Origin of the sequence: Nocardia sp. CDC159 (genome assembly GCF_023740735.1) — a bacterium.
Lineage (GTDB): Bacteria > Actinomycetota > Actinomycetes > Mycobacteriales > Mycobacteriaceae > Nocardia > Nocardia pulmonis.
In genome coordinates this window covers 46,259-69,238 of sequence record NZ_JAMRXH010000027.1, presented here as the reverse complement: position 1 = coordinate 69,238, position 22,980 = coordinate 46,259, and the positions used below count along the sequence as shown (strand labels likewise).

The 22,980-nt window shown below is 69.3% G+C and carries 20 protein-coding genes, 1 rRNA gene and 2 pseudogenes; 20 read left to right on the top strand and 3 right to left on the bottom strand.

Going from position 1 to position 22,980, the window contains the following annotated elements; genetic code table 11:
* Positions 1 to 158: 158 nt before the first annotated feature.
* Positions 159 to 275, top strand: a 5S ribosomal RNA gene (gene rrf / locus NDR87_RS35375).
* Positions 276 to 322: 47 nt separating this feature from the next.
* Here the strand turns inward: rrf and NDR87_RS37970 are convergent.
* Complete coding sequence (locus NDR87_RS37970) at positions 323 to 1,762, bottom strand: hypothetical protein (RefSeq protein WP_372494392.1); 1,440 nt, start codon at positions 1,760 to 1,762, stop codon at positions 323 to 325.
* Positions 1,763 to 1,933: 171 nt separating this feature from the next.
* On the opposite strand from NDR87_RS37970, the pseudogene NDR87_RS35370 reads away from it, so the two are divergent.
* From NDR87_RS35370 to NDR87_RS35360, 3 genes and pseudogenes are all read left to right on the top strand, one after another.
* Positions 1,934 to 2,680, top strand: a pseudogene (locus NDR87_RS35370) (hypothetical protein); the annotation flags it as partial.
* A gap of 31 nt (positions 2,681 to 2,711) precedes the next feature.
* Entirely contained in the window at positions 2,712 to 3,602 is an 891-nt protein-coding gene (locus tag NDR87_RS35365; protein ID WP_251918361.1) for an HAD-IIA family hydrolase, read from the top strand.
* Positions 3,603 to 3,950: 348 nt separating this feature from the next.
* Positions 3,951 to 4,376: pseudogene (locus tag NDR87_RS35360) on the top strand (Clp protease N-terminal domain-containing protein); the annotation flags it as partial.
* Between the two features lie 142 nt (positions 4,377 to 4,518).
* Here the strand turns inward: NDR87_RS35360 and NDR87_RS35355 are convergent.
* Positions 4,519 to 5,178 carry a YdcF family protein gene (locus NDR87_RS35355; RefSeq protein WP_251918359.1) on the bottom strand — a complete coding sequence of 220 codons (660 nt, stop codon included), beginning with the start codon at positions 5,176 to 5,178 and terminating at the stop codon, positions 4,519 to 4,521.
* An 84-nt stretch (positions 5,179 to 5,262) separates the two neighbouring features.
* Here NDR87_RS35355 and NDR87_RS35350 point away from each other — a divergent pair, with 84 nt between their 5' ends.
* Genes NDR87_RS35350 through recN form a run of 4 tightly spaced genes read left to right on the top strand, consistent with a single transcriptional unit; the run spans position 5,263 to position 9,049 of the window.
* Positions 5,263 to 5,532, top strand: coding sequence for a hypothetical protein (locus NDR87_RS35350; RefSeq protein WP_251918357.1), 270 nt, complete (start codon positions 5,263 to 5,265; stop codon positions 5,530 to 5,532).
* A 1-nt stretch (position 5,533) separates the two neighbouring features.
* Positions 5,534 to 6,346: a TlyA family RNA methyltransferase gene (locus tag NDR87_RS35345; RefSeq protein WP_251918355.1), complete on the top strand. Its 813-nt coding sequence runs from the start codon at positions 5,534 to 5,536 to the stop codon at positions 6,344 to 6,346.
* Positions 6,343 to 7,293, top strand: a complete 951-nt coding sequence (locus NDR87_RS35340; protein ID WP_251918353.1) for an NAD kinase — start codon at positions 6,343 to 6,345, stop codon at positions 7,291 to 7,293. Before NDR87_RS35345 ends, NDR87_RS35340 begins: the two co-directional genes overlap by 4 nt.
* Positions 7,271 to 9,049, top strand: coding sequence for a DNA repair protein RecN (gene recN, locus NDR87_RS35335; RefSeq protein WP_251918351.1), 1,779 nt, complete (start codon positions 7,271 to 7,273; stop codon positions 9,047 to 9,049). The genes NDR87_RS35340 and recN overlap by 23 nt, the downstream gene beginning before the upstream one ends.
* Before the next feature lie 6 nt (positions 9,050 to 9,055).
* On the opposite strand, the gene NDR87_RS35330 is transcribed toward recN, so the two are convergent.
* Positions 9,056 to 9,481, bottom strand: coding sequence for an SRPBCC family protein (locus NDR87_RS35330; RefSeq protein ID WP_251918349.1), 426 nt, complete (start codon positions 9,479 to 9,481; stop codon positions 9,056 to 9,058).
* Between the two features lie 151 nt (positions 9,482 to 9,632).
* On the opposite strand from NDR87_RS35330, the gene steA reads away from it, so the two are divergent.
* The 12 genes from steA (at position 9,633) to NDR87_RS35270 (ending at position 22,980) form a co-directional block, all read left to right on the top strand.
* Positions 9,633 to 10,856: a putative cytokinetic ring protein SteA gene (steA, locus tag NDR87_RS35325; RefSeq protein ID WP_251918348.1), complete on the top strand. Its 1,224-nt coding sequence runs from the start codon at positions 9,633 to 9,635 to the stop codon at positions 10,854 to 10,856.
* Positions 10,853 to 11,782 (top strand): copper transporter, encoded by a 930-nt coding sequence (locus NDR87_RS35320; protein ID WP_251918346.1) that lies wholly within the window; start codon positions 10,853 to 10,855, stop codon positions 11,780 to 11,782. The genes steA and NDR87_RS35320 overlap by 4 nt, the downstream gene beginning before the upstream one ends.
* A gap of 184 nt (positions 11,783 to 11,966) precedes the next feature.
* On the top strand, positions 11,967 to 13,694 hold the full coding sequence (locus NDR87_RS35315) for a CTP synthase (RefSeq protein WP_251918344.1): 1,728 nt from the start codon (positions 11,967 to 11,969) through the stop codon (positions 13,692 to 13,694).
* Positions 13,691 to 14,335 carry an NUDIX hydrolase gene (locus NDR87_RS35310; protein WP_251918342.1) on the top strand — a complete coding sequence of 215 codons (645 nt, stop codon included), beginning with the start codon at positions 13,691 to 13,693 and terminating at the stop codon, positions 14,333 to 14,335. The genes NDR87_RS35315 and NDR87_RS35310 overlap by 4 nt, the downstream gene beginning before the upstream one ends.
* A gap of 310 nt (positions 14,336 to 14,645) precedes the next feature.
* Entirely contained in the window at positions 14,646 to 15,572 is a 927-nt protein-coding gene (gene xerD, locus NDR87_RS35305; protein ID WP_251918340.1) for a site-specific tyrosine recombinase XerD, read from the top strand.
* Between the two features lie 256 nt (positions 15,573 to 15,828).
* The gene (locus tag NDR87_RS35300) at positions 15,829 to 16,797 is read left to right on the top strand and encodes a ParA family protein (RefSeq protein ID WP_251918338.1); all 969 of its coding nucleotides are present in this window, start codon (positions 15,829 to 15,831) and stop codon (positions 16,795 to 16,797) included.
* The gene (locus NDR87_RS35295) at positions 16,794 to 17,678 is read left to right on the top strand and encodes a ScpA family protein (RefSeq protein ID WP_372494391.1); all 885 of its coding nucleotides are present in this window, start codon (positions 16,794 to 16,796) and stop codon (positions 17,676 to 17,678) included. The genes NDR87_RS35300 and NDR87_RS35295 overlap by 4 nt, the downstream gene beginning before the upstream one ends.
* A gap of 254 nt (positions 17,679 to 17,932) precedes the next feature.
* On the top strand, positions 17,933 to 18,565 hold the full coding sequence (gene scpB, locus NDR87_RS35290) for an SMC-Scp complex subunit ScpB (RefSeq protein WP_251918368.1): 633 nt from the start codon (positions 17,933 to 17,935) through the stop codon (positions 18,563 to 18,565).
* A 9-nt stretch (positions 18,566 to 18,574) separates the two neighbouring features.
* Positions 18,575 to 20,122 (top strand): pseudouridine synthase, encoded by a 1,548-nt coding sequence (locus NDR87_RS37810; RefSeq protein WP_251918335.1) that lies wholly within the window; start codon positions 18,575 to 18,577, stop codon positions 20,120 to 20,122.
* Positions 20,123 to 20,183: 61 nt separating this feature from the next.
* A complete protein-coding gene (cmk, locus tag NDR87_RS35280; protein ID WP_251918366.1) occupies positions 20,184 to 20,927 on the top strand; it encodes a (d)CMP kinase in 744 nt (247 codons plus the stop codon).
* Positions 20,924 to 22,345: a ribosome biogenesis GTPase Der gene (der, locus tag NDR87_RS35275; RefSeq protein WP_251918333.1), complete on the top strand. Its 1,422-nt coding sequence runs from the start codon at positions 20,924 to 20,926 to the stop codon at positions 22,343 to 22,345. Before cmk ends, der begins: the two co-directional genes overlap by 4 nt.
* 230 nt (positions 22,346 to 22,575) lie before the next feature.
* Positions 22,576 to 22,980 (top strand): AMP-binding protein, encoded by a 405-nt coding sequence (locus NDR87_RS35270; protein ID WP_251918331.1) that lies wholly within the window; start codon positions 22,576 to 22,578, stop codon positions 22,978 to 22,980.

The following is a 22,980-nucleotide window of genomic DNA, read 5'->3' as shown; positions in this document are numbered from 1 at the left end:
GGGTGTAGGTGACCGGTACTAATAGGCCGAGGGCTTACCAACAAAGGTGCTACGCGTCCACTGTGCGGTATCTGAAACAACACACAGATACCAGAAGACGAGGGATGGGAGTGTTTGTGCTCCTGGGTCTTGGCTTGCTGTGTACAGTTTCATAAAGTTACGGCGGTTATAGCGGTGGGGAAACGCCCGGTCCCATTCCGAACCCGGAAGCTAAGCCTGCCAGCGCCGATGGTACTGCACTCGACAGGGTGTGGGAGAGTAGGACACCGCCGGACATACTTCCCGAAAAGGGGGCCCATATCGCGGGCCCCCTTTTCGACGTTCAGCAGCCTGTCGCCGCGCGCCCGGGCCCGATGCCATGGGTGGCGGAGCGTGCGCGCGTGATTGAATTCGAGTAGGCGGGCCCGCGGCCCGGCCTCGCGCACATCATCCGGTGGCCGGGCAACGAGAAGCAGAGAAAGGGATCACCGTGTCGGAGCAGAACGACGGTCGGAAGCCGTTCCGCCGTAGCGGGTCCGGTCAGGGATCGGGCGGCTCCGGCAGGTCGGGCGGCTTCCGCCGCGAGGATTCGGACCGCGACCACCGAGGCGGTGACGCGCGCGGCGGTTACGGCCGCGGTGGCTCCCGCCGAGACGACGAACGCGGCAGTTCGGGCCGGGGCGGTTACGGTCGCAACGATGATTCCGGTCGAGGCGGCTTCCGTCGCGACGATCAGGGCGGCTCGGGGCGCGGCGGTTTCCGCCGCGATGACGATCGCCGCGATTTCGGCCGCGGTGGGTCCCGACGGGACGATGCGCGCGGCGATTCGGGTCGAGGCGGTTTCCGTCGCGACGACCAGGGCGGTTCCCGTCGCGATGACGAGCGCGGCGGTTCCGGTCGTGGCGGTTTCCGTCGTGATGACAACCGCGGTGGTTTCCGTCGCGACAATGAGCGTGGCGGCTCGGGTCGCGGTGGCTTTGGTGGCGATGATCGCGGTGGTTTCCGTCGCGATGACGAGCGCGGCGGTTCTGGCCGTGGCGGCTTCCGTCGTGACGATGACCGCGGTGGGTTCCGTCGCGATGACGAACGTGGCGGTTCCGGTCGCGGTGGGTTCCGCCGTGAGGATCAAAGTGGTTCGCGGCCAGGCGGTTTCCGTCGTGACAATGACCGTGGTGGTTTCCGTCGCGATGACGAGCGCGGTGGTTCCGGCCGTGGTGGTTTCCGTCGCGATGACGAGGGGGGTGGCTCGGGTCGTGGTGGTTTCCGTCGTGATGATGAGCGGGGTGGCTCGGGTCGTGGTGGTTTCCGTCGTGATGATGAGCGGGGTGGCTCGGGTCGTGGTGGTTTCCGTCGTGATGATGAGCGGGGTGGCTCGGGTCGTGGTGGTTTCCGTCGCGACGACCAGGGTGCCTCGGGCCGTGGCGGTTTCCGTCGCGACGACGACCGCGGTGGGTTCCGCCGCGATGATGAGCGCAGTGGATTCCGCCGTGACGACGAGCGTGGCGGCTTCCGCCGTGATGACGACCGTCGTGGGTTCCGCCGCGATGACGAACGTGGTTCCGGCCGTGGCGGTTTCCGTCGCGACGACCAGGGCGGTTCCCGTCGTGGTGATGAGCGAGGCGGTTTTTATCGCGGTGATGAGCGTGGCGGTTCGGGGCGTGATGAGGGCGAGCGTGGTGGTTTCCGCCGGGGCGGCCAGCGCGACGATTTCGATCGCGACGATGAGCGTCGCGGCTCGGGGCAAGATGGAGTCGCCTCCGACCGGGATGATCGGTTCGAGCACGAGTCTCGGGAGAGCGATGCACGCGGCGAACTGGCGCAGGATGACGATCTCGACGCGGCGGGCAGCGCCGATGCCGTGACGGCGAGGCAGTCGGACGAATCCGCCTCGGAGCGTGGCGAAGCCGACGATGCGCAGGACGCGGCGGACGAGGGTGAACTCGTGCCCGAGCGTCGGCGTGGGGGCGAGGGTGCGTGGGTGTCCGGCGGCCGGGGCGGCGATCGACGGGCCGGGCGGCCCGATGAGCCGTCGCTGCCCGAGGACGTCGAGGCATCCGATCTCGACCCTGTTGTGCGGCGCGATCTGCTGAGCCTGGACAAGAGCAATGCCGAGACCGTCGCGCGCCATCTGGTGATGGCCGTGCGGCTCATCGAGGACGATCCGGAGCAGGCGCTGGCCCATGCGCGGGCCGCCCGGCAGCGGGCCGGGCGCATCGCCGTCGTGCGCGAAACCGCCGGTGTCACGGCCTATCACGCGGGTGAATGGGCCGAGGCGCTGTCGGAGCTGCGGACCGCGCGGCGCATGCAGGGCGGTACCGGTCTGCTGGCCGTGATGGCGGATTGCGAGCGCGGCCTCGGCCGTCCCGAGCGGGCAATCGAGTTGGGCCGCGGCGACGAGGCTCGCCAGCTCAGCGGCGACGAGGCCACCGAGCTGCGGATCGTGGTCGCGGGTGCGCGGATGGATCTGGGCCAGTACGACCAGGCCGTCGTCACCCTGCAGACCCCCGATCTGGATCCGGCCCGGACCGGTTCGGCGGCCGCCCGCCTCTTCTATGCCTACGCCGAGGCCCTGCTCGCCGCCGGGCGCTCCGACGAGGCGTTGAAGTGGTTCCTCAATGCCGCCTCCGCCGATCTCGACGGGGAGACCGACGCCGAGGAGCGGGCCGAGGAACTGGCCGCGACCGACGACGACGCCGAGTAGCACGACCGCAACGCAGAAGCAGGTGGATGGAGTGGCACGGTTACGAGAACGGTTCGGCGCGCTGCTGCTGGACCTGGACGGCACGCTGTATCGCGGCCATGACGCCATTCCCGGTGCGGCCGAAGCGCTTTCGGCCGATACGGGACAGCGGCTGATGTATGTCACCAACAATGCCAGCCGCTCCGCCACCGCGGTCGCGGCCCACCTCGCCGATCTCGGCTTCGGCGCCACCGAACAGGAGGTGGTCACCAGCGCGCAGGCCGCGGCCCACGTGCTGGCCAATCGGCTCGATCCGGGTGCGACCGTGCTGATCGTCGGCACCGACGACCTGGCCGCCGAGGTGGAACGGGTCGGATTGCGCCCGATCCGTCGCTTCGACGGCGCGGCGCCGGATGCCGTCGTCCAGGGACATTCGCCGCAGACCGCCTGGCCGGACCTCGCCGAGGCCGCTTACGCCCTGCGCGCGGGCGCGCTGTGGGTGGCGGCCAATACCGATGCGACGCTGCCCAATGAGCGCGGCCTCGCCCCCGGCAACGGCTCGATGGTCGCCGCCCTGCGCACCGCCACCGATCTGGAACCGGTCGTCGCGGGCAAACCGTACGCGCCGCTGCTCGAGGATGCGCTCACCCGCGTGGGCACCCGCAGCGCACTGGTCGTCGGCGACCGCCTCGACACCGACATCGATGGCGCCCACTGCGTCGACCTACCATCTCTGCTGGTCCTCACCGGTGTCAGCACGCTGGCCGACCTCCGCAAACAACCCGCCGGCCGGCTGCCCACCTACGTATCGGATTCTCTGGATGCCCTGAACCATCCGATCGCACCGACCGACCCGCTCCCCACCACCGACGAAGACCTCGTCGACCGCCTGGCCGATCTACTCGAACAACATCCGGGCCGCGCCATCCCGATCGGCTCCTGAGCGAGACCGACCACCGCCGAACCCGACCCCGACCGGACGATGCCATCGCGTCGCGACGTCGGGCGCACGAGAACGCAAGCGCACTCGGCTCCGCTTGGAGCCAAGTGTCGCTTTCGGTGAGCGGGGCCGGGCGGCCCTTCGCATCCCGATGTCGGCACCGACTCCGGTCGGACGGGCCCGATCGCCGCTGGGGTGCGCTCGGGATTGGAGTGTTGCGCTTCTCGGCCGCCGCGGTGTGCATGGTGGGTGCCGTCGAGACAGTCGAATACCCGCTGGCCCAGACGAATTCCTGAGGGCCGAGGAGGTCGATCGCCTCCGGAAGCGCACTCGCGGGACGACAATGGTCCCATGTTCGAACGGTTCACCGATCGTGCGCGGCGGGTGGTGGTGTTGGCGCAGGAGGAGGCTCGCGCCCTCAATCACAACTACATCGGGACCGAGCATCTGCTGCTCGGGCTGGTTGCCGAGGGGGACGGGCTCGCCGCCCAGATTCTGAACGACTTCGGTGTCGATCTGGTGTCGCTGCGGGAGGAGGTGGAGACGATCATCGGCCGCGGGCAGCGGGGGCCGTCGGGATATGTCCCTTTCACGCCGCGCGCGAAGAAGGTTCTCGAGATTTCGCAGCAGGAGGCGGTCCAGCTCGGGCACTCCCATATCGGCACCGAGCACATGCTGCTCGGTGTGGTCCGCGAGGGCGAGGGGGTGGGGGCTCAGATTCTGGTGCGCCGGGGTGTCGTACCGGACGAGCTGCGCGCCCGAATCATCGATCGGCTCGAGCAGCGGCCGGTTCTGCCCGAGGACCTGCCTGCGACGACCCATGCCGTCATTCGCTCCCTCGAGGAGGAGAACCGCCTGCTCCGCAGGGAGATCGACCGGCTGCGCAGCGTCCTCGAACACCCCAAACTCGATAAATCGGTCATCGATCGAAGACTTCCCGAGGAACCAGATGACGAATGAGCCGACCGGCATTGCGGCGGGCGATGGCGGCCAGCTCGTGGGCGGCGGTCGGAATCTTGAGCCACCAGCGTTCCAGCGGCCGGTAATCGGCGGCCGCGGCCAGTCGGGCGGCCAGATCGGGTCGCTGTATGCCCAGATAGCGGCGGGCCCGGGCGGCGTGCATGGGGTCCGAGGCGATCTTGATACGGTCGGCATGCTCGATCAGCGGGATGCTGAATTCGATATTCTGCCAGGTGCTTTCGGCCTTGGTCTCGGTGACGATGCGGTCTTCGGGCACGCCGAGGGTGTCGCGGGCGTAGCGGGCCATCGCCTCGGCCTCGGCCGGTTCGCGGCGCACCGCGCCACCGGTGAAGACCAGCACACTCTCGGCGCGGGGATCCAGCGAACGGGCGGCGATCCGGCATCGCCACCGCTGCAGCGGGTGGGTCCGCCCACTGGGGCGGACCGGGAAGCCCAGCACCACAACGGCTTCGGTCCGGGCCGCGGCGGTGGAGGCCCCGAGCAGCCGCCGGGAGGCGCGCCAATGCAGCCATTCCGCCGCCGCCACGACCGCGATCATCCAGATACCCGCGGTCGCGGCCGTATGCCACGGATTCGCACCGCCTCGATCAGCTCGCACAACCCCACATTGTGCAGCCTCACACTCGGTCGGCGCAGTCGGTACGTGTGTTCGAATGCCATCTCCGGTAGCGTTGTCGGCACCATGACTACGCCGCATCCTCGTCCGCATGCCGCCGGGCCGACCCCGGGGGTACCGCTGCCCGGTCAGCACCTGTCCGGGGCCAATCCGGCGGAGTTCGCCGACCCGGCCGCGGTCCGTGCCGAGGTCGACGAGCTGCTGGCGGAATTGACTGCGGGAGCGCGCAATTCGGACCCCGAGCAGGCCGGTGTGGATATCACCCGGCGCGCCCGCATCCTGGAGCAGGCCCACGATGTGCTGGTCCGGGCCCTGGCGACGGTGGACAAGATCTGAGGTGGCCAGACGGGCACGGGTGGACGCCGAACTGGTGCGCCGCGGACTGGCACGATCGCGGGAACATGCGGTCGAGCTGATCGGCGCGGGTCGCGTTCTGATCAACGGCACGGTCGCGTCGAAACCGGCGACGGCCGTCGAGGCGGGCACGCCACTGCTGGTGCGCGAGGAACCCGACGAGGTGCGGTGGGCCTCGCGCGGCGCGCACAAACTGCTCGGCGCGCTCGAGGCGTTCGAACCGCAGGGGCTGTGCGTGGCGGGCAAGCGCTGCCTGGACGCCGGGGCCTCGACCGGTGGGTTCACCGATGTGCTGCTCTCCCGCGACGCCCGCGAGGTGGTCGCGGTGGATGTCGGCTACGGCCAGCTGGTCTGGCGGTTGCGCAACGACGAGCGCGTGCGGGTGTTCGATCGGACGAATGTCCGCACCCTCACCGCCGCGGCGATCGAGGGACCGGTCGAGCTGGTCGTGGCCGATCTGTCCTTCATCTCCCTGGGTCTGGTGCTGCCCGCGCTGGCGGCCTGCTGCGGACCCGAGGCCGACCTGTTGCCGATGGTAAAACCCCAATTCGAGGTCGGTAAGGACCGAGTAGGCTCCGGCGGTGTGGTGCGCGATCCGGCTGTGCGTGCCGAGGCCGTGCACGAGGTCGCGGCCGCGGCGGCCGAACTCGGCCTGCACACCCACGGCGTGGTGGCCAGCCCGCTGCCCGGACCGTCGGGCAATGTCGAATACTTCCTGTGGTTGCACACGGGCGGCGCACCCGAGGTGGATGTCGCGGCCCTGGTGCGGCGCGCGGTGGAGGAGGGCCCGCAGTGAAACGCGAGATTCTGCTCGTCGCGCACCCCGGCCGTCCCGAGCTCATCGAGACCGCGCAGCGCGTCGCCAAGATCTTCGCCGATGCCGGAATCTGCCTGCGGGTCCTCGAGGACGAGGCCTACAGCACCAAACTCGACTGCGACGAAGCCGGTGAACCGGACGGCTATCCGGTGCGGGTGGTCGAACACGGCCCCGACGCCGCGGTCGGCTGCGAGATGGTGATGGCCCTCGGCGGCGACGGCACCTTCCTGCGCGCGGCCGAGATGGCCCGGCCCGCGCGGGTGCCGGTGCTGGGAATCAACCTGGGCCGCATCGGCTTTCTCACCGAGGCCGAGGCCGAACATCTCGACGAGGCGCTCGGCCAGGTGGTGCGTGGCGACTACCGCCTCGAGCAGCGGATGACGATAGATGTCAGTGTCCGGGTCGATGATGTCATCGTGGAACGCGGATGGGCCCTCAACGAGGCCAGTATCGAAAACGCCGCCCGGATGGGTGTATTGGAGGTGGTCCTGGAGGTCGACGGGCGCCCCGTTTCGCAATTCGGTTGCGACGGGGTGCTGATCGCGACCCCCACCGGGTCCACCGCCTACGCGTTCTCGGCGGGCGGTCCGGTGGTGTGGCCGGAACTCGAGGCGCTGCTGGTGATTCCGAGCAATGCCCACGCCCTGTTCGCGCGTCCCCTGGTGACCAGCCCCGATTCCCGGATCGCGGTGGAAACTGTTGCGACGGGCCACGATGCGATAGTTTTCCTGGACGGTCGCCGAACCTTGGCCCTGCCCAAGGGCGGGCGGTTCGAGGCGGTCCGGGGGTCCGAGCCGGTGCGCTGGGTGCGGTTGGATTCCGCGCCGTTCGCCGACCGGATGGTTCGAAAGTTCCAGTTGCCCGTGACAGGCTGGCGGGGCCGCCGCCGAACGGAGAGCACGAGTGCTGACAGAGATCAGGATTGACGGCCTGGGCGTTATTTCCTCCGCCACAGCGCAATTCCACGCGGGTCTGACGTGTCTGACCGGTGAGACCGGCGCCGGTAAGACCATGGTGGTGACGAGCCTGCACCTGCTGTCGGGAGCCCGGGCCGACGCGGGCCGGGTGCGGCGCGGCGCGGCGCGCGCGGTGGTGGAGGGCCGCTTCACCCTCGACGAGGCGCACGACAACGCCCGCGACGAGGTCGAGAAGGTACTGGAATCGGCTGGGGCGCAACGCGACGACGACGGCAGCGTGATCGCGGTGCGCACGGTCTCGAGCGACGGACGCTCACGCGCGCATCTGGGCGGGCGCAGCGTGCCCGCGGCCGTGCTGGGCGATTTCACCGCGCCGCTGCTGACCGTGCACGGGCAGAACGACCAGCTGCGCCTGCAGCGCCCCGACCAGCAGTTGCGGGCGTTGGACCAGTTCGCGGGCGAGACCGTGGCCGGGCTGCTGCGCAAATATCAACTGGCCCGGCGCACCTGGCTGCAGGCGCGCAACGAACTGCTCGAACGCACCGCGCGCGGCCGGGAATTGGCCCTCGAGGCCGACCGGCTGAAGTATTCGCTGAACGAAATCGACGCCATCGCACCGGAACCCGGAGAGGACGAGCGCATCGTGGCCGAGGTGCGGCGGCTGTCGGATCTGGACTCGCTGCGCGAGGCCGCGACCGCCGCGCACGATGCCCTGGCCGGTCCGGCCGATGCGCCCGGGGAGGGTTCGGGGGCACTGGATCTGCTCGGCACGGCGCGGGCGCGGCTGGAGACGGCCGATGACGCGACGCTGCAGGAGCTCGCGCCGCGGCTCGGCGACGCGATCTCGGTCGTGGTGGACCTGACCACCGAACTGAGTACCTATCTGTCGGATCTGCCGTCGGATCCGAGCGCGCTGGATGCGCTGCTCAACCGCCAGGCCGAACTGAAGACGCTGACCCGCAAGTACGCGCCCGACATCGACGGCGTGATCGCCTGGGCCGACGACGCGCGCAGCCGCCTGGACTCCCTCGACGTCTCCGACGAGGCGCTGGCCGCGCTGGCCAGGGAGGTCGACGCGGCGGCCGAGCAGGTGCGCGAGACCGCCAAGCGCCTGACCGCCGCGCGCGCCAAGGCCGCCAAGAAGCTGGCCGCCGCGGTCAGCGCCGAACTCGGCGGCCTCGCCATGGGCCGCGCCAAACTCGAGGTGCAGGTGCGCCCGGTGCCCGCCAGCGCGCAGGATTCGGCCCCGATCACCATGGACGGCAAGGAATTACACGCGGGCTCCACCGGTGTCGACGAGGTCGAGTTCCGCCTGGCCGCCCACTCCGGCGCGCAGTCGCTGCCGCTGAGCAAGAGCGCCTCCGGCGGTGAGCTCTCCCGGGTCATGCTGGCCCTCGAGGTCGTGCTGGCCAGCTCCGAACACGGGACCACCATGGTCTTCGACGAGGTCGACGCCGGTGTCGGTGGCCGTGCCGCGGTCGAGATCGGCCGCCGCCTGGCCCGCCTGGCGCGCACGCACCAGGTCATCGTGGTGACTCATCTGCCCCAGGTGGCCGCGTTCGCCGACACCCACCTGGTGGTCGACAAGGTCGACGACGGCAAGGGCGTCAACAGCGGCGTGCACGCCCTCGCCAACGACGAACGGGTCAAGGAGCTGGCCCGCATGCTGGCCGGTCTGGACGACACCGAAACCGGCCGGGCCCATGCGGAGGAGCTGCTGGAGACCGCCCGCGCGGAGAAGGACGCCGCGCCCGCGGCGAGCTGATTCGGGCTATTTCGCGACGGCCTTGCGGGCCGCGCTCAGGAACGGCGAGATCAGGCCCTTGAGGAACAGCTCGGTGGCGCGCTCGGGCACCGGAAGCTTCGGGAAGGACTCCATCGTGTAGGAGACCAGCGTGCCCCCGCCCGGCGCGTCGGCGAAGGTGACGGTCCCGGTGTGGCTCTTCACCGGCGCACCGGCGACGATCTTGTACTGGAAGCGCTCGTTGGGGACCAGCAGGATGGTCTCCTCGGTGATGCCGAAACCGCCCACGCCGACCTTGTATTGCGCGCCGACGCCAGTGCGCTCGGTGGCGCCGGGCCGTTTCAGGGTGAAGTTGATCGGCAGGTAGGCGTTGAAGCTGTCGCGCTCGATGAACAGCTTGTACACCTGCTCGCGGGGCGCGGGGATGACTGCGTCGACGGTCGTACTGGCCATGCGTATCTCCTTCGGATGTGTGAGCCGGAGCATAACGCTTGTCCCGCATCGTCCGTCACCACGCGTCACTGGTATCACAGTGACGAATGTGCTACCGCGGCGCGGCGCGCCTCCAGCAAAGGTTCAGCGTTCGCGGTCATGATCAGACCTCATGAAGGTGCTGGCGCTGTTGTCGAGAAATACCGCGACGCTGCCCGGTCTGTCGGGGATCGCCCGGGCCGACCGCAACACCAGGCGTCTGCTCCAGCGAGTGGGGCCGGGCGATATCGTCGTGCTCGACGAGATGGACCTGGACCGGTTGACCGCGGACCGGCTCGTCGAGGCCGGGGTGGCGGCGGTGATCAACGCGTCCCCCTCGATGTCGGGCCGCTATCCGAATCTGGGGCCGGAGGTTCTGGTCGCCAATGGCATCCTGCTGTTCGACGCCGGCTCCACCGAGGTGTTCACCAAGATCAAGGACGGCAGCAAGGTCCGCATCGACAACGGGGTGGTCTACGCCGACCGGCTCACCAAAAAGGAGCCCGAGCCGCTCATCGAGGCGGTGGAGCTGACCGAACCGGAGATCGCGGAGCGCATGATCGAGGCCCGCACCGGGCTGGCGGATCATCTGGAGGCCTTCGCGGGCAATACGATCGAGTTCTTCCGCACCGAGAGCGCCCTGCTCATCGACGGTCTGGGCGTGCCGGATCTGGATCTGTCGATGCGCAACCGGCATGTCGTGGTGGTCGCCGACGGACCCGATCACGACGCCGATCTCAAGGCGCTCAAGCCGTTCGTGAAGGAGTACGCACCGATCCTGATCGGCGTCGGGCGCGGCGCGGACACCCTGCGGCGCAGTGGCTATCGCCCGGATCTGATCGTGGGCGATCCGGAGGAGATCACCGCCTCGACCCTCAAATGCGGCGCCGAGGTGATCCTGCCCGCCGACACCGACGGCCACGCGAAAGGTCTCGAGCGCATCCAGGATCTGGGCATCGGCGCGACCACCTTCCCGTCCTCGGGCTCGGCAGCGGATCTGGCGCTGCTACTGGCCGACCACCACGGCGCCTCGTTGATCGTCACCTGCGGCGCGGCCGCCTCGCTGGACGACTTCTTCGACCGCGGCCGCCGCGAGTCCACCCCGGCCACCTTCCTGACCAGGCTCAAGACCGGGGCGAAGCTCATGGACGCCAAGGCCGTCGCGACGCTGTACCAGCACCGCACCTCGGCCTGGGCGGCGGCGCTGGTCGTGCTGGCGGCGCTGGTCGCGCTCATCGTCGCGGTACTGGCCTCGCAGATGGGCAACGAGATTCTCGACTGGGTCGGCTCCACCTGGCACCATGCGCAGGCCTCGGTGCACGACCTGTTACACGGCGCGCGCGAGGGGGCTCGGTGATTTCCTTACGGCAGCATGCGATTTCCCTCGCGGCGGTATTCCTGGCGCTGGCGCTGGGACTGCTGCTCGGCTCCCATCTGCTCGACGGCGGGGCGCAGGCCGCGCCGTGGTCGCGGGACAAACAGCGCACCGCCGCCCTGACCACCCAGAACGGCCGATTGACCGATGAATTGAACGCCGCCAACGGTTTCATCGCTCGATCGGCGGGCCGGATTCTCGGGGGCACGCTGGGTGGGCGCAGCGTGCTGATGTTCACCACGCCCGACGCCGACAACGGCGATGTCGAGGCGATCACCAAGGTGCTGTCGACCGCCGGTGCGGCCGTCACCGGAAAGGTCGCGCTCACCGAGGCATTCGTCGATTCCGGTCAGGGCGACCGGCTGCGGACCGCGGCCACCAATATGATCCCCGCCGGGGCCCAGCTGCAGACCGGCGCGGTCGATCAGGGCAGTCTGGTCGGTGATCTGCTGGGCCTGGCCTTCCTCGTCGATCCCGGCACCGGACAGCCGCGCGCCACCCCGCAGGAGCGCACGCTGATCCTGGATACGTTGCGCGGCGGCGGTTTCGTGAACTTCGGTGAGGTGCAGCCCGCGCAGCTGGCGGTCGTGGTGACCGGTGACGGCGCGAAATCCGAGGTGAACAACCGCGGTTCGATCATCGGCCGGTTCGCGGGCGGCCTGCGCGGCCGCGGCGCGGGCGTGGTGCTGGCCGGTCGGTCGGGCGCGGCCGACGGCGCGGGACCGATCGCGGTCGTGCGGGCGGACGGGCAGCTGGCGAACACGGTCACCACCGTCGACAACGCCGACCGGGAGATCGGCCGCCTCACCACGGCGCTGGGCCTGACCGAACAGCTCGGCGGCGGCGCGGGCCGCTACGGCACGGGTCCCAGGGCGAACTCGCTCACGGTGGTCGCGCTGCCGAAGTAGCGGAGGCGGAATCGTCCGCTATCGCTACGACCCGCACGCTACCGCGGGCCTGCCCGGGTGAACCGGGACGGGTGTTGCGCGCGACACCGAGTGGGACGGATGTGACGAGGCAGTTCCGGCCAACTCGTGGCTACCGTGCGTGGCATTCGATCCGCAACCGAATTCCGTGTTACTGTGAAGTCCCGTGGGTCAATCACGGATTCCGGCGCGCGCGGCGACCAAACACATCTTCGTTTCGGGCGGTGTCGCCTCCTCTCTGGGTAAGGGTCTTACCGCCTCCAGCCTCGGTCAGCTGCTCACCGCTCGCGGTCTGCGCGTGACGATGCAGAAGCTCGATCCGTACCTCAACGTCGATCCCGGCACCATGAACCCCTTCCAGCACGGTGAGGTGTTCGTGACCGAGGACGGCGCCGAGACCGATCTCGACGTCGGGCACTACGAGCGGTTCCTGGATCGGGATCTGTCGCGGGATGCGAATGTGACCACCGGACAGGTGTATTCGACCGTCATCGCCAAGGAGCGGCGCGGCGAGTACCTCGGCGACACGGTGCAGGTCATTCCGCACATCACCGACGAGATCAAGAACCGCGTGCTGGCGATGGCCGGACCGGATCTGTACGGGCAGGCCCCGGACGTGGTGATCACCGAAATCGGTGGCACCGTGGGCGATATCGAGTCCCAGCCGTTCCTGGAGGCGGCGCGGCAGATCCGCCACGAGGTGGGTCGCGACAACGTCTTCTTCCTGCATGTCACCCTCGTGCCGTATCTGGCCCCCTCCGGTGAGCTCAAGACCAAGCCCACCCAGCACTCGGTTGCCGCGCTGCGCAATATCGGTATCCAGCCCGACGCGCTGATCCTGCGCTGCGATCGCGAGGTGCCGCAGCCGCTGAAGAACAAGATCGCGCTCATGTGCGACGTCGACGTCGACGCCTGCATCTCGACTCCGGACGCGCCCTCGATCTACGACATCCCGCGCGTGCTGCACCGTGAGGGTCTGGACGCCTATGTGGTTCGCAAGCTGGGCCTGCCGTTCCGCGACGTGGACTGGACGGTGTGGGGCGATCTGCTCGATCGGGTGCACAATCCGCGCGAGGCGGTCACCGTCGCACTGGTCGGCAAGTACGTCGATCTGCCCGACGCCTATCTGTCGGTCACCGAGGCGCTGCGCGCGGGCGGCTTCGCCGCGCGGGCCAAGGTGAACATCCGCTGGGTGCAGTCCGACGAATGCGAGACTCCCGCGGGCGCGCAGCAGCATCTGCACGATGTCGACGCCGTGCTGATTCCGGGCGGATTCGGCATTCGCGGCATCGAGGGCAAGGTCGGCGCGATCCGCTACGCCCGTACCCGCGGCATCCCGCTGCTGGGTCTGTGCCTGGGCCTGCAGTGCGTGGTCATCGAGGCGGCCCGCTCGGTCGGTCTCGACGACGCCAACTCCGCCGAATTCGAGCCCGACACCAAGCATCCGGTCATCTCGACCATGGCCGATCAGCAGCAGGTCGTGGCGGGTGAGGCGGATCTGGGCGGCACCATGCGCCTGGGCGCGTATCCGGCGGTGCTGGCCAAGGGGTCGGTGGTCGCGCAGGCCTACGGCACCACCGAGGTGTCGGAGCGGCACCGGCATCGCTACGAGGTCAACAACGCCTACCGCGATCGGATCGCCAAGAGTGGGCTGAAGTTCAGCGGCACCTCGCCGGACGGGCATCTGGTCGAATTCGTGGAGCTACCCGCCGACAAGCACCCCTACTTCGTTGCCACCCAGGCGCATCCCGAGCTGAAGAGCCGGCCGACCCGCCCGCATCCGTTGTTCGCCGGACTCATCGCGGCGGCGCTGAAGTACAAGGCCGCCGAGCGGCTTCCGGTGGAGATCCCGGGTGAGGTCGAGGTCGACGAGGGCGAGCGGGTTTCGCAGTGAGCTCCGGAAACGGACCGGGCACACACGATTTCGAGACGGTGTCGAGCCGGACGGTGTATTCCGGCGCGATCCTGGCCCTGCGCCTGGACCAGGTCCGGATGCCGGGCGGCCGGGTGGTGGAGCGCGAGGTCATCGAGCACCACGGCGCGGTGGCGGTGGCCGCGGTCGACGACGAGGGCAATCTGGTCCTGGTCAACCAGTACCGCCACCCCATCGGCCGCCGCCTGCTGGAGCTGCCCGCGGGCCTGCTCGACAAGCAGGGCGAGGATCCGCTCACCGCGGCCCAGCGCGAACTCGCCGAGGAAACCGGCCTGGCCGCCCGCGACTGGTCGGTGCTCGTCGACGTCGCCCTGTCCCCGGGCTTCACCGACGAGGCCCTGCGCATCTACCTCGCCACCGGCCTCTCCGAAACCGACCGCCCCGATCCCGAATTGGAGGAGGCCGACCTCTCGATCGTGCGCATGCCGGTCGACGAGGCCATCCGTGCGGCACTGGCGGGTGAGATCGTCAACGCCACCGCGGTAGCGGGCGTGCTGGCCCTGTCCACCGCCCGCAGCCGAGACCTCCCCCTGCGCCCCGCCGACGCGCCGTGGCCGGGTATGCCCACGGCGTTTTTCGATCGCAAGGCGGCCGGGGAGTAGCTTTCGGCTGCTGCGAGCGTGTTGCCCTCGCACCGCCCGCTGAGTGGACGGTGCGAGGGACGTAAGCGGACGGTGCGAGGGACTTAAGCGGACGGGGCGAGGGATGTATGCGGATGGTGCGAGGGAAGTAAGCGGACGGTGCGAGGGAAGTAGGAGAGCGCGCCGGGTCGGCTCCATGTGCATCCCCGCCAGCGCCCCCTTGTTTCCCTGCACCGTCCGCCCAGCGGGCGGTGCAGGGCAAAAAGCGTTGTGGTGGTTGTCGCGCGTTGCGGTCGACGGGTGTGTGGGTGGGGACTGACATGATGGGCGGGTGTTGCAGCGGCAGATTGCGGCCTATCTCGATCACCTCACCGTCGAGCGGGGGGCTGCGCGCAATACGTTGAGTGCGTATCGGCGGGATCTCGGGCGGTATCGGGAGTTCTTGGAGCAGCGGGGGATCGGGGGACTCGAGGGGGTGAGTGAGAGCGATATCGCCGATTTCGTGGTGTCGCTGCGGGCCGGGGGGAATGGATATCCGCCGCTGGCGGCGAGCTCGGCGGCGCGGGGGCTGGTGGCGGTGCGGGGGCTGCATCGGTTCGCTACGGCCGAGGGAATGACCGCGGGGGATGTCGCCCATCCGGTGAAGCCGCCCACGCCAGGGCGGCGGCTGCCCAAAGCGCTTCCCTATGAGCAGATCTCGAGGCTGCTCGAGGCCGCGGGCGGTACGGGAGAGGCCGACGGCGGACCGCGCGGGCTGCGCGATCGGGCGCTGCTCGAGCTGCTGTATTCGACCGGCGCGCGCATTTCGGAGGTGGTCGGCCTCGACGTCGACGATATCGACACCGAGGAGCGTGCGGTCGTGCTGCACGGCAAGGGCGGTAAACAGCGAATGGTCCCGATCGGCCGTCCCGCGCTGGCAGCGGTGGACGCCTATCTGGTGCGCGGGCGTCCCGCGCTGGCGCTGCGCGGCAAGGGAAACGCGGCCCTGTTCCTCAATCACCGCGGTGGGCGGCTGTCGCGCCAAAGCGCCTGGCAGGTGTTGCAGGACGCGGCCGAGCGCGCGGGCATCGGCGCGGCGGTGTCACCGCACACCCTGCGTCACTCGTTCGCGACCCATTTGCTCGACGGTGGCGCCGATGTGCGCGTGGTGCAGGAACTGCTCGGCCACGCCTCGGTGACCACGACCCAGATCTACACCCTGGTCACCGTCAACACCCTGCACGAGGTCTGGGCGACCGCCCATCCCCGCGCGCGCTGAGGAGTCGACGCGCGGAAGTGTTGCGCCTCCCGGTATCTCGCGCCGACGCCGGTATGCTGGCCCACGTTTTGCGCTCAGATCGGCGCCGCGGCGCACTGATGCCATGCTCACAATGCGTGTCCGAGCGTAGCTCTTGCCTTCCTAGGCGGTAGCGTCTATGGGGGTCCTGATGTCACCCTACGGTGGTATCGGGTGGGAGCTGCCTCGCTGCGCTCGGCGGGGCAATTGGGCGCAGAACACTGAAGGAGCAGCGGATATGACGACAGCCGGTGCGGCCGAGCCGCCGAGGAGTGCTGCGGCAGAACCGCTTTCGGGTAGGTCGGCCCCCCGCATCGAGCAGGCGGCCCAGACGCTGTGGGAGGCGAACGACATCGTGGCGGACGGCGCGGAAATCGGACCGACCGGTCGCCCGCTGCGGGACATTCCCGAGCCCCCGCCCGTTTCGCACACCGGCGACGCGCTGATCATAGCCATGTGCAATCAGAAGGGTGGCGTCGGCAAGACCACCTCCACCATCAATCTCGGTGCCGCCCTGGCCGAATACGGCCGCCGCGTGCTGCTGGTCGACCTCGATCCGCAGGGCGCGCTGTCGGCGGGTCTGGGCGTGGCCCATCACGACCTGGAACTGACCGTGCACAACCTGCTGGTCGGCGGACGCGCCGCGGCCCGGGACGTGCTGATGCACACCAAGGTCGAGGGCATGGATCTATTGCCCAGCAACATCGACCTATCCGCGGCCGAGATCCAGCTGGTGAACGAGGTCGGCCGCGAGCAGACCCTGGGCCGCGCGCTGGCCTCGCTGCGCGATCAGTACGACTACATCCTCATCGACTGCCAGCCGTCGCTGGGCCTGCTCACCGTCAACGCGCTGGCCTGCGCCGACGGCGTGGTCATACCGATGGAATGCGAATACTTCTCGCTGCGCGGACTGGCGCTGCTCACCGATACCGTGGAGAAGGTGCGGGACCGGTTGAATCCGGGTTTGAGCCTGTACGGCATCGTGGTCACCATGTTCGATGCGCGGTTACTGCACTCGCGGCAGGTGATGGCCCGGGTCGTGGAGGTCTTCGGCGATCTGGTCTACGACACCGTGATCGCCCGAACCGTCCGTTTCCCCGACGCCAGCGTGGCCGGTGAGCCGATCACCACCTGGGCGCCGAAATCCGGTGGCGCCGAGGCCTATCGGGCGATGGCACGGGAAGTCATCCACCGGTCGGGCCGGTGACCGAGAGCGCTCCGACCGCCCCGAACGAGACCACCGCGCCGGACAATTCGGACAGATCGAATAAGTTCCACTTGCGCCTGGCCAATTTCGAGGGCCCGTTCGATCTGCTGCTGCAGTTGATCAGCCAGCGTCGCCTCGATGTCACCGAGGTGGCATTGCACCAGGTCACCGACGAATTCATCGGCTACGTCAAGGCGCTGACCGCCAGTCTCGACCAGGACAAGACGCTGCGCGCGGACAAGATTCTCGACCAGACCACCGAATTCCTGGTGATCGCGGCGACGTTGCTCGATCTGAAGGCCGCGCGGTTGCTGCCCTCGGGTGAGGTGACCGACGAGGAGGATCTGGCGCTGCTCGAGGCGCGCGATCTGCTGTTCGCGCGGCTGCTGCAGTACCGGGCGTTCAAGCAGGTGGCCGAGCTGCTCGGCGAACTCGAGCAGGCGGCGCTGCGGCGCTACCCGCGCGCGGTCTCGCTGGAGGAGCGGTACCTGGACCTGCTGCCGGAGGTTACGCTGGGAGTTGACGCCGTCGGCTTCGCCGAGGTCGCCGCGGCGGCGTTCCGGCCGCGTCCGGCGCCGAAGGTGGGACTGGACCATCTGCACTCCCACGCCATTTCGGTCGCCGAGCAGGCCGCGCTCGTGCTGGAAATGCTCAAGAGTCGCGGGGCCGGTGGCTGGACCACCTTCCGCGAGTTGTGCGCCGACTGCGACGTGCCGGTTCAGATCGTCGCGCGCTTCCTGGCGCTGCTGGAACTGTATCGGGGCAAGACGATCGAGTTCGATCAGCCCGATCCGCTGGGGCCCCTGGCGGTCAGCTGGATCGGGGAGCCGGACGGTGAGAAGTCAACGGAGACAGTGACTATCGACGAGGATTACGGATGACGACGACAGCGGGCCCCGACGAACTCGACACGACCGTCGCCGGTCCCGAGGACGCCGAGGTCACCGAGCGGCTCGACGAGGCCGTGGCGCCGGAATCCGATCGACCCAGCGACACCACGGCCGCGGCCGAGACTGCCGCGCTCGGCGACGCGGGGGTGAGGGCGGAGGATTCCGCGCGGCCCGGCGGTGGGGTGGGTGCCGCCGAGGTTGCCGCGCTCGACGCCGGGGTCGCCGACGCGGAGGAGGAGGCCGAGATCGTCGAGCGGCTCGACGACGCCGAATTCCGCGCGGCGCTCGAGGCGATGCTGCTGGTCGTCGATGCGCCCGCGCCGGTCGAACAGCTGGCCTCGGCGCTGAACGACACCGAGCGGCGGGTCGAGCAGGCGCTGCGGGAGATGTCGGCGGAGCTGTCCGCACGAGACAGTGGCATAGATCTCAGATATGTCGGCGACGGATGGCGTTTCTACACGCGGACCCGGTACGCGCCCTATGTCGAGCGCATGCTGCTGGACGGTTCGCGGTCCAAACTGACCCGGGCCGCTTTGGAAACTTTGGCGGTGATCGCCTATCGTCAACCGGTTACGCGAGCACGGGTGAGCGCCGTGCGCGGGGTGAACGTCGACGGCGTCATCCGCACCCTGGTGGCGCGCGGCCTGATCGCCGAGTCCGGGACCGATCCCGAGACCAACGGCACCCTGTACGTCACCACCGAGCTGTTCCTGGAACGGATCGGGCTCGCGTCACTGGCGGATCTGCCGCCGCTGGCGCCCCTGTTGCCGGGCGTCGACCTGATCGATGAGATCAACGAGAGCCTGGAGTCCGATCCCCGGTACACCAGGCTGAAGAAACCCGCCGAGTCGGATATCGACCTCGGCACCGAGGATTGACAGGACCACGTGAATACACCCGCTCGCCGAGATGGCACACCGGATCGTAGGAAACGTAGGGCCGAACCGCCGTCGAGCGGATCGGCCCGAGGCCGCGGTAGCGACCGCGGCCGCGGGGGGTATCAGACCGAGCGCGGCGGATACGGCCGCGAGGATCGCGACGGCCGGGGTGGCTACGGCCGCGGTGGCTTCGATCGCGACGCCAAGGGCGGATCCGCTCGCGGTGCCCGCGGTGGGTACGACCGCGAGGAGCGTGGTGGGTACGACCGCGGCGGACGGGGTGGATTCGACCGGGGCGGGCGCGGTGGTTTCGATCGTGACGAGCGCGGTGGGTACGACCGCGGCGGACGGGGTGGATTCGAGCGCGGCGGGCGCGGCGGATCCGATCGTGACGACTACGGCCGCGGTGGACGCGGTGGTTTCGAGCGCCAGGAACGCGGTGGTCACGGCAGGGGCGGATTCGACCGGGAGCGCGGCGGTTTCGATCGTTCGGCCGGTGGCCGTTCCGGGCAGGACCGGCGGGGCACCGGCGAGCGCGGATATCGAGCCGAGGGCTCGGGCCGCGGCGTCGGTTCCGGCCGTGGCGGCTCGATGTCGGGTCGCCCGATGCCCGAACGGCTCGCCGGACGCGGCGACAGCCGTTCGCTCACCGGCAACAGCACCGCCGGGCGGATCGGTGGCGGTCGCCCGTTGACCCCCAAGCCCGCGCCCAGCCGCAAACCGCAGAAGCAGCGCCGCGAGCAGACCGTGCTCAGCTTCGCCAAACCCGCGCGCCGCCAGCATGTCGAGCCCGAGGCGACCGGACCGGAGAAGCTGCCCTGGGGCGAGGGCGAGCGCCTGCAGAAGGTGCTGGCCAAGGCGGGTGTGGCCTCGCGCCGCGCCGCCGAGGAACTCATCGACCAGGGCCGGGTCGAGGTCGACGGCGCGATCGTGCGCGAGCAGGGCCTGCGCATCGACCCGAATACCGCGATCGTGCGGGTCGACGGCGTGCGCGTGGTGGTCCGTGACGAACAGGTCTACCTGGCGCTGAACAAGCCCAAGGGTTTCCAGTCGACCATGTCCGACGAACTGGGCCGCCCCTGTATCGGCGATATCGTCGCCGAACGCGTGATGGCCGGTCAACGCCTGTTCCACGTCGGCCGCCTCGACGCCGACACCGAGGGACTGCTGCTGCTCACCAACGACGGCGATCTCGCTCACCGGCTCATGCACCCCTCGTTCCAGGTGTCCAAGACCTATCTGGCCACCGTGCAGGGCGAGGTCAAGCGCGAGGTCGGCAAGCGCCTGCGCGACGGCGTCGAACTCGACGACGGCCCCGCGAAGGCCGATCGCTTTCAGGTGCTCGAGATCGGCGAGGGTAAATCGCTGGTGAAGGTTGTGCTGCACGAGGGCCGCAAGCACATCGTGCGCCGCCTGCTCGCGGCCGTGGGCCATCCGGTCATCGGACTGGTCCGCACCCATATCGGCCCCATCGCCCTGGGCGATCAGCGTCCGGGCAGCATGCGGGTACTCGGTCGGGACGAAATCGGGAAGCTCTACGAGGCGGTGTCGTTGTGACAGTGGGACCTCGCAGGGCGATCAAGGACGTGGACGGAGCTGTGGCGTGAACGGTGTGCAGATGCTGGGACGGAACGTTCGAGGAGGCGGCGTGGCCGACGCGGAGATTTCCGACTCGACGTCGTTGGTCGTCGCCATGGACGGCCCGTCGGGCACCGGTAAGTCCAGCGTGTCGCGTCGGCTCGCGACCCGGCTGGCCGCGCGCTATCTCGATACCGGCGCGATGTACCGGGTGGCGACGCTGCGCGTGCTGCGCGGCGGCGTCGATCTCACCGATCCGGCCGCCATCGCGGTCGCGGTGAAGGATCTGCCGCTGACCATCGGCACCGATCCCAGCCGCGAGCTGATCGAACTCGACGGCGAGGACGTTTCCGCCGAGATCCGCGGTAATGCCGTCACCACGGCGGTCTCGGCGGTGTCGGCGGTGCCCGAAGTGCGCGAGCAGCTGGTCGCGTTGCAGCGGGAGATCGCGGCGAGCGCGGGGCGGATCGTGGTCGAGGGCCGCGATATCGGCACGGTCGTGTTGCCCGATGCCGACGCCAAGATCTATTTGACGGCCTCCGCCGAGGCCCGCGCCCACCGGCGCAACCAGCAGAACATCGCCGAGGGACGCGGCGACGACTACGACGCCGTGCTGGCCGATGTGCAGCGCCGCGACAACCTCGACTCCACCCGCGCGGTGTCGCCGCTGCGCCCGGCCGAGGACGCGGTGCTCGTCGACACCAGCGACCTGTCCATGGATCAGGTCATCGACGAGCTGTATCGAGTTGTCGTGCAGCAGATTTCGGCAGGAGGTAACCGATGACGCAGGACACCTTCGCCGGTGACGGCATCTGGAGCGACGAATCCGAGTGGGACATCGCCGATTTCGCCGACGATGCCGACGCCGAAGCGCATATCGCCATGCCGACGCTGGCCATCGTGGGCCGTCCGAACGTCGGCAAATCCACCCTGGTGAACCGCATCCTGGGCCGTCGCGAGGCGGTGGTCGAGGACATTCCGGGCGTGACTCGCGATCGCATCTCCTACGAGGCGAATTGGGTCGGTCGACGATTCCTGGTGCAGGACACCGGCGGCTGGGAGCCCGACGCCAAGGGCCTGCAGCAGGCGGTGGCGCGCCAGGCCGAGCTGGCCATGCGGACCGCCGACGCGATCCTGCTGGTGGTGGACGGCCAGGTCGGGGCGACCGCGACCGACGAGGCGGTGGCGAAGGTGTTGCGCCGCTCCAAGACTCCGGTCATCCTCGTCGCCAACAAGGTCGACGGTGAGCGGCTGGAGGCCGAAGCCGCGTCGCTGTGGTCGCTCGGGCTGGGGGAGCCGCGCATGATCAGCGCCGCGCACGGCCGCGGCACCGGCGACCTGCTCGACGACGTGCTCGAGGTGTTGCCCGAAACTCCGCGTGAGAGAACGGGTGTCGTGGGCGGCCCGCGTCGGGTGGCGCTGGTGGGCAAGCCCAATGTCGGCAAATCGAGTCTGCTGAACAAGCTTTCGGGCGAGGAGCGCTCGGTGGTGCACGATGTGGCGGGCACCACCGTCGACCCGGTCGACTCCCTGGTCGAGTTGGGCGGCAAGACATGGCGTTTCGTCGACACCGCGGGCTTGCGTCGCAAGGTCAACAATGCGGGCGGCACTGAGTTCTACGCCTCGCTGCGCACCAAGGCCGCCATCGAAGCCGCCGAGGTGGTGGTCATGCTCATCGACGCCTCGCTGCCGATCACCGAGCAGGATCTGCGGGTGATCAGCATGGTCGCCGATGCCGGGCGCGCGCTGGTGCTGGCGTTCAACAAGTGGGATCTGGTCGACGAGGATCGCCGCGAACAGCTCGAGCGCGAGGTGGACCGCGAACTGGTCCAGGTGCGCTGGGCGCAGCGGGTCAACATCTCCGCCCACACCGGCCGGGCCATCCAAAAGCTCGTTCCCGCAATGGAAACCGCGCTGGAATCCTGGGACAAGCGTATCCCCACCGGCCGGTTGAACACCTGGCTCAAGGAGGTCATCGCCGCCACGCCGCCGCCGATGCGCGGCGGTCGGCTGCCACGCGTGCTGTTCGCCACCCAGGCAACCACCCGCCCGCCGACATTCGTGCTGTTCACCACCGGCTTCCTGGAGGCGGGCTACCGCCGCTTCCTGGAACGCCGGCTGCGTGAGGAATTCGGCTTCGACGGTTCCCCCATCCGCGTCTCGGTGCGGGTGCGAGAGAAGCGCGAGCGCGCCAAGCGCTGAGCGCGGCGGTGGGCCGCGGCCCGCCGCTCTCGCATGCCCCGGCCCACCGCCGCTCTCGCATGCCCCGGCCCCGAAGGGGCCGGGGCTTTTCCCGTCTTGCACCCCTAGGGGTGAAAACGCCCACCCCTCGAAGGTGTGCTCGCCACCACTGGGGTTGGTGTCGGGTCGGGCCCGAAAAGGCGACAGTTGGATACATCCCGAACCGACACGATGCGAGAGCGATAGAGGGCATGATGAGCATGTGCGAGTGGATCGACCCGACCGAGCCGACCGATCCCGCGGCCGATCTCACCCACCAGAATCTGGACCGGTGGTCGAACCGGCTGGCTCGGATCCTGCTGGGGCTCGGGGCCCGCCCGGGCGCCCGCATCGCCATTGCCGGTACACCGCAACTGGAATCGGACGTCACTCGACTGGCCGTCGCCAAGACGGGTGCGACCGTGGTGCCCATCGACATCGATGCTTCCGCTCCCCGCGCCGATCTGGGGGTCACGACGAAGGCGGGGCGGCGTTCGCTGACCGATTCGATCCAATGGCTGGTGCTCGACGACCGCTCGACCCTGGTGCACTACCTGACGGGTTCGGACGCGCCGATCACCGAGGCGGACCGCCGCACGGCATATCAGGCCGCGTGA